Source organism: Pseudomonas sp. DSP3-2-3 (assembly GCF_049898225.1).
Classification (GTDB): domain Bacteria; phylum Pseudomonadota; class Gammaproteobacteria; order Pseudomonadales; family Pseudomonadaceae; genus Aquipseudomonas.
On the sequence record NZ_JAFCXH010000066.1, the window covers coordinates 1 to 5,383 of the forward strand.

Below are 5,383 nucleotides of genomic sequence, written 5' to 3' on the forward strand. Positions count from 1 at the left end.
CTCGTATTCCTATATTAGATTTGCCGTACTTCATTCATTTCTGAGGAGCCAGTCTACGAGGCTCGCTTTCGAGCGTCACGCTTAAGAGTATTCAGCTCCCATTCAGTAGGGAAAAGGGGTAACCGTCCGGGCAACACGCTCACATTCACCGCTCTGTCTCTTGATGATAGGCTTGATTGCAACCAATCCTAGATGTGACTTTTGGCAGAAGCGAAATTAAATGAGTATTCGGGAATCAGGCAAACGACTTTATCTAGCGTGCTCATTGGCTCTAGCGATGATTGCCGGCCAATCCTCCGCGTTCGCAGACATGCGGTGTAACACCGGTCTAGTTTCTGAAGGCGACACCACGTCAGATGTAGAAAGACAATGTGGTACTCCTTCAGACCGGCAAATCATTCCGGCTGTAGCGGTTTCACAGGGTCAAAAAGCCAATGCGGTGACGGTCGAAAACTGGGTCTACGGCCCCAGAAATGGGGCCTACTATAAGCTGAAATTCATAGATGGAAAGCTAGTGAGCATCGACGTTTCGCGATGATAAAGGCGTCACAGCGCACGCGTCTGTATGTCCAGTCTTGCGCAACTAAACCGGTTGCCATTTATGCGGCAGCAACTCGGAAATCTCACTCGCCCGTTGCGTCGGCAGGCGGTTGAGTACATCTTTCAAGTACGCAGTAAGGGGCCGGCGAACACACCTTCCGAACTCCAGCATTAAGGGCGATGGTGTCCGCGTATTTTTAAGCGGACGCGATAGCCCTTACGTCAGGATTTCCATGCGCCAACGAAGCTCTTACCCGAAACCCTTCAAGGCCCAGGTTGTGCAGGAATGCCTGCAACCGGGCGCAACCCTATCCAGCGTTGCCATCAGCCACGGCATCAACGCCAACGTTATCCGCAAGTGGCTACCACTTTACCGAGACCAGCCGCCAGCGGCGTTGCCGACTTTCGTTCCGTTGAGAGCTACGCCCAAACGGCAGGCGGAAGCGTTGGCGATTATTGAGCTGCCGCTTGGCGAGCAATCGATCACAGTGAAATGGCCAACTTCCGATCCTGAAGGCTGCGCCCGCTTTGTCCGTGGACTCGCGCAATGATTCGCGTCGATGCCATCTGGCTCGCCACCGAGCCCATGGATATGCGTGCCGGCACTGAAACTGCGCTGGCCAGGGTGATTGCGGTGTTCGGCGCGGCGAAGCCGCACTGCGCTTATCTGTTCGCGAACCGCCGCGCTACTCGTATGAAAGTGCAGGTGCATGACGGGATTGGCGTTTGGCTGGCTGCTCGTAGGTTGAATCAAGGCAAGTTTCACTGGCCAGGCATTCGACAAGGCTGCGAGATGGAGCTGGATACTGAGCAACTTCAGGCCTTGGTGCTCGGCCTACCTTGGCAACGCGTTGGGGCTGGCGGTGCAATCACACTGCTTTAACACCCGCCATTAGCCCATTGGTCTATCGCCGCGAACGGCCTGCTCTGGCAAAGTTCGCGGCATGACGTCCTCACCCAACCTCGACCAAATGTCCCCCGACCAACTGCGTGCCCTCGCGGTGCAGTTGCTGTCCCAGGTTGATTCTCTTGGGCAGCAAGTCGACAGGATGGGCAAAAAGAACGATCGCGACCAAACCATCATTGAGCAACTCACTCACGAAATCGCCTGGTTCAAACGTAACAAGTTTGCCAAGCGCAGTGAGCAATTGAGCCCTGCTCAAGGCAGCCTGCTCGACGACCTGCTCGACACCGACATCGCAGCCATCGAAGCCGAGCTGAAGGCGTTGAATCCGCCGGCTGCGCCGACCGAACCACGCAAGCAGCCCAAGCGTGTTTCCTTGCCCGCGCAGTTTCCGCGTACTGTGATTTATCACGAACCCAACAATACCCAGTGCCCCTGCGGCTGCCAGCTCCAGCGCATCGGCGAGGACGTCAGCGAGAAGCTGGATTACACGCCGGGCGTGTTCACCGTTGAGCAACATGTGCGCGGGAAGTGGGTCTGCCGCGAGTGCGAAACGCTGACTCAGGCACCGGTTCCGGCCCAGGTAATCGACAAGGGCATCCCGACCGCAGGGCTGCTCGCTCACGTGATGGTGGCCAAATTCGCCGACCATTTACCGCTGTATCGGCAAGAGAAAATCTTTGGCCGCGCCGGCCTGGCTATCGCCCGTTCCACACTGGCGCAATGGGTCGGCCAAACCGGCGTGCAGCTCCAGCCCTTGGTCGACGCGCTGCGCGACACAGTGCTTGCTCAAAGCGTGATCCACGCTGACAAAACGCCGGTGCAGATGCTCGCCCCTGGTGAGAAAAAAACCCATCGTGCTTATGTCTGGGCCTACTGCACTACGCCATATTCGGCGCTCAAGGCAGTCGTTTATGACTTCAGTCCAAGCCGTGCGGGAGAGCATACACGCAACTTCCTTGGCCCATGGAATGGCAAGCTGGTTTGCGATGATTTCGCCGGTTACAAAGCAAGCTTCCAGCAAGGCATCACTGAAATCGGCTGCATGGCCCACGCCCGCCGCAAGTTTTTCGATCTGCACGCGACGAACAAAAGCCAACTGGCCGAGCAGGCGCTGCACTCAATTGGCGGGTTGTACGAAATTGAACGGCAAGCGCGGGAGATGACCGTTGAAGATCGCTGGCGAATACGGCAGGAAAAAGCGGCGCCCGTTATCGACGCACTGCATACCTGGATGATGGCCCAGCGCGACCTTGTGCCCGAAGGGTCGGCTATCGCCAAAGCTCTGGATTACAGCCTTAAGCGCTGGACGGCCCTGACTCGATATCTCGAAGACGGCGCTGTACCCATCGATAACAACGCGGTCGAAAATCAGATAAGGCCGTGGGCACTTGGACGCTCGAATTGGTTGTTCGCAGGTTCGCTGCGCAGTGGCAAACAGGCGGCGGCGATCATGAGTTTGATCCAGTCGGCGCGGCTCAACGGGCATGATCCGTATGCTTATCTGAAAGACGTTCTGACGCGCCTGCCGACGCAGCGGGCGAGTGAGATCGAAGAGCTTCTACCTCATAAGTGGAGCGAATCAAACTCGGACTGGATTGGTGAGCGCTACGTCTCGAATAGGGCCATTCCAAGCGATGGGTGAGAGTAGGAATACTACGATAAGAAAAGCTACCTGGGACAGGTAGAACGGCTCCAGCCACTGCTGCTTCAATGCGACGTAAAAAGTGTTATGAGTTACGTCGACCAAAATAATCGCTACCGTAAGCACGATTCCGGCTCTTGGTTTGATGAAAAGTAGCAGTGCTGCAAGCGGGTCAAAAAACGTAAGCGCCCCCCAGAAAATACGGCTAGCCAAGTAAGTGCTAGGCCCGTATCCGTAGTCCCAGAGCAATCCATGCGAAACGTCTGCACGGATGTGATTAGCGGTTGCGATGAAAAGGCAGCATGCGAACAAAATTCTGACGGCGAATGACAATCTTGGCATAGCGTTATCTACATTCGTGATCTACGCCCTGCATGATAGCGGGATCGATCAACGGCGCCAGCAGTTGCAATGGGAAGGTGTGATCGCTGAACGCTTACCTTGATGCGAGTGCGCGACTCAATGAACGGCAGATTGGCTGGTCCGGACGCTGGACCCTAATGTGCGATTTTGTGGTGTGCACCCAGTGCCTAGCCGCGCAGGCCATCGACCTGGCGCACGAACCGTTTGCGCACGCACCCGACTGTGTGGCGAGTCAGTACGGTCGGCACCCCTGGCATGAACTGCAGCGCTTGTTAAACCAGATTCCACCGTTGTCCAGGGAAGCGCTGCATTGATGGGCTAAGGCCTGCACGAAGAAACGCTGCGCGCCATGCTCGAGGCCGGCCCCTGCGCCATCCGAATGGCTGCCCCCCAGAACGACGATGACGACGCCGGTTTGTGCGCGACGTGCTGGTCAGCCGGCAGGCTGAAACATGGACCTTGTGGATTCGCCTGGGCGGTGCCGGGCCGCGCTGGCTGCCGGTGCGCTCACGCCGGGAGGCGCTGCGTACCTGGGCCAGTTTGGCGGCAGTCGGGCGCTTTGCCGAGTCGACGGGCATCCGGGCGTTCCAGGTCGAGCTGTGAAGCGCGCGTCAGGTTTGTGAGGCAATCAGCAAGCATTGTGCAGCGACTGCATCTCACTCTATAGAGATGCTAAGCAGGAAAAAGCCTAAATCGGTAGGCTCCTCAGTGATGGTCTCATTGATGACTTCAAATGATTGCTTTGAGTTGATAGCTGCCAGGCAGTAGGTTATCCCTTGAGGTGTGTGGCATCGTCTGCGCTCAGGGGGCGCATGACATGCGAGACCGTTCAGGTGGTTTTATATGCTTCCAGACCAATGAATAGAAGGAAACGCAGGGATGGCAAATGCTTTCAGGATCGAGCTCGGTGTAGAGGCAGTCGTTGGACATTGCGACTCCTGCGGCCATGAGACACGAACTTTTCGTGGTTTTGTATTCAATCACGAGACGCTTATGCGGTGTACCTGTGCACCTATACGTCATCACATCCCGAGTTGGGTGTGGCAATGAGCGTAAGCCTGAGAGGCTGGGGCGACGGCGCGGAGACCTCAGCGAAAGAGTGTGTTGCCCTCGAGTGGAGAAATGGCGACAGCGGACCCGGTTGCCGTGTGATCGATGCGTCTGAAACGTCTTGGGCAAGCAACAGCAGCCTTGGACAAATGCTCTCCAGAGAGCAAGCCATGATGTCCGGTCGCGCTTCCGAAGCGTTCAGCGTCACCGATGCTGCCTGGGTGGAGGATGAGCGCTTATCGCGAGCCCTGAAGGTAACTCAATCTGATTTTTCTCTTCGCGAGGGGCCAGTCGGTGTGTGAGCAAACCGAAGAGGAGACCGAAGAGGAATTAACCACCTGTATTCATGACCTATTCCTTAATCAGGAATATCTGGACTGGAGGAGAAAACTGAAATCTTTTTCTGAAGATAGTTGGCACCCGTTAATCGAATGCTTGGCGAGTTGCAATGCGCCGGTTGATGAGTTCCTGGCTTTCGGGCCGATCATCTATTCGAAGCTCGTTTTCAGCTACACCGAAGCACCCGACTATGCAGCGTCTCAATTGCTAATGGTCCAATTTACGGTATCGGGAAGCATGTGGCACTGTCTCGTGTGGCACTGTCCAGAGCGAAGTTAAAGCTTAATTTGATCTTTCACTTTTATGACGGTCTGCTTCTGGCCGATTCTGTTGAAAAAGTAGATCTCCTGCTTGGTCTGCGGCAAAATCAGGTCATCGGCCAGCGGGAGGATTCGTAGCATGATGGGGCAATTGTCGAGCGGGCAAGAGAGACTGTTTTACTCGTTCAACATTGAAGATCACATCCCAGCCAATCACCTCCTGCGCAGCATTGATCGATGCCTCGATCTAAGCGATCTGCGCCATTATCTCGCCGATTTTTA

Annotated in this window: 5 protein-coding genes and 2 pseudogenes; 6 read left to right on the forward strand and 1 reads right to left on the reverse strand. The window is 55.8% G+C overall.

Annotated elements, in window-relative coordinates:
• Positions 1-310 precede the first annotated feature (310 nt).
• On the forward strand, positions 311-538 hold the full coding sequence (locus tag ACP7E4_RS30215) for a DUF2845 domain-containing protein (RefSeq protein WP_426224908.1): 228 nt from the start codon (positions 311-313) through the stop codon (positions 536-538).
• 45 nt (positions 539-583) lie between these two features.
• Here ACP7E4_RS30215 and ACP7E4_RS30220 read toward each other — a convergent pair.
• Positions 584-673 (reverse strand): annotated as a pseudogene (locus ACP7E4_RS30220) (transposase domain-containing protein); the annotation flags it as partial.
• 100 nt (positions 674-773) lie between these two features.
• On the opposite strand from ACP7E4_RS30220, the gene tnpA reads away from it, so the two are divergent.
• The 5 genes and pseudogenes from tnpA to ACP7E4_RS30245 form a co-directional block, all read left to right on the forward strand.
• Entirely contained in the window at positions 774-1,091 is a 318-nt protein-coding gene (tnpA, locus tag ACP7E4_RS30225; RefSeq protein ID WP_426119919.1) for an IS66-like element accessory protein TnpA, read from the forward strand.
• Entirely contained in the window at positions 1,088-1,423 is a 336-nt protein-coding gene (tnpB, locus tag ACP7E4_RS30230) for an IS66 family insertion sequence element accessory protein TnpB (RefSeq protein ID WP_426119918.1), read from the forward strand. The genes tnpA and tnpB overlap by 4 nt, the downstream gene beginning before the upstream one ends.
• 61 nt (positions 1,424-1,484) lie before the next feature.
• Positions 1,485-3,089: an IS66 family transposase gene (gene tnpC, locus ACP7E4_RS30235; RefSeq protein ID WP_426119916.1), complete on the forward strand. Its 1,605-nt coding sequence runs from the start codon at positions 1,485-1,487 to the stop codon at positions 3,087-3,089.
• Between the two features lie 780 nt (positions 3,090-3,869).
• Positions 3,870-4,055, forward strand: coding sequence for a hypothetical protein (locus ACP7E4_RS30240; protein WP_426119914.1), 186 nt, complete (start codon positions 3,870-3,872; stop codon positions 4,053-4,055).
• A gap of 1,185 nt (positions 4,056-5,240) precedes the next feature.
• A pseudogene (locus ACP7E4_RS30245) lies at positions 5,241-5,383 on the forward strand (IS5/IS1182 family transposase); the annotation flags it as partial.

What these genes read in the sequence shown, in the direction of transcription:
- ACP7E4_RS30215 (WP_426224908.1), top strand. Translation starts at nt 311, where the DNA reads ATGCGGTGTAACACCGGTCTAGTTTCTGAAGGCGACACCACGTCAGAT.
- tnpA (WP_426119919.1), top strand. Translation starts at nt 774, where the DNA reads ATGCGCCAACGAAGCTCTTACCCGAAACCCTTCAAGGCCCAGGTTGTG.
- tnpB (WP_426119918.1), top strand. Translation starts at nt 1,088, where the DNA reads ATGATTCGCGTCGATGCCATCTGGCTCGCCACCGAGCCCATGGATATG.
- tnpC (WP_426119916.1), top strand. Translation starts at nt 1,485, where the DNA reads ATGACGTCCTCACCCAACCTCGACCAAATGTCCCCCGACCAACTGCGT.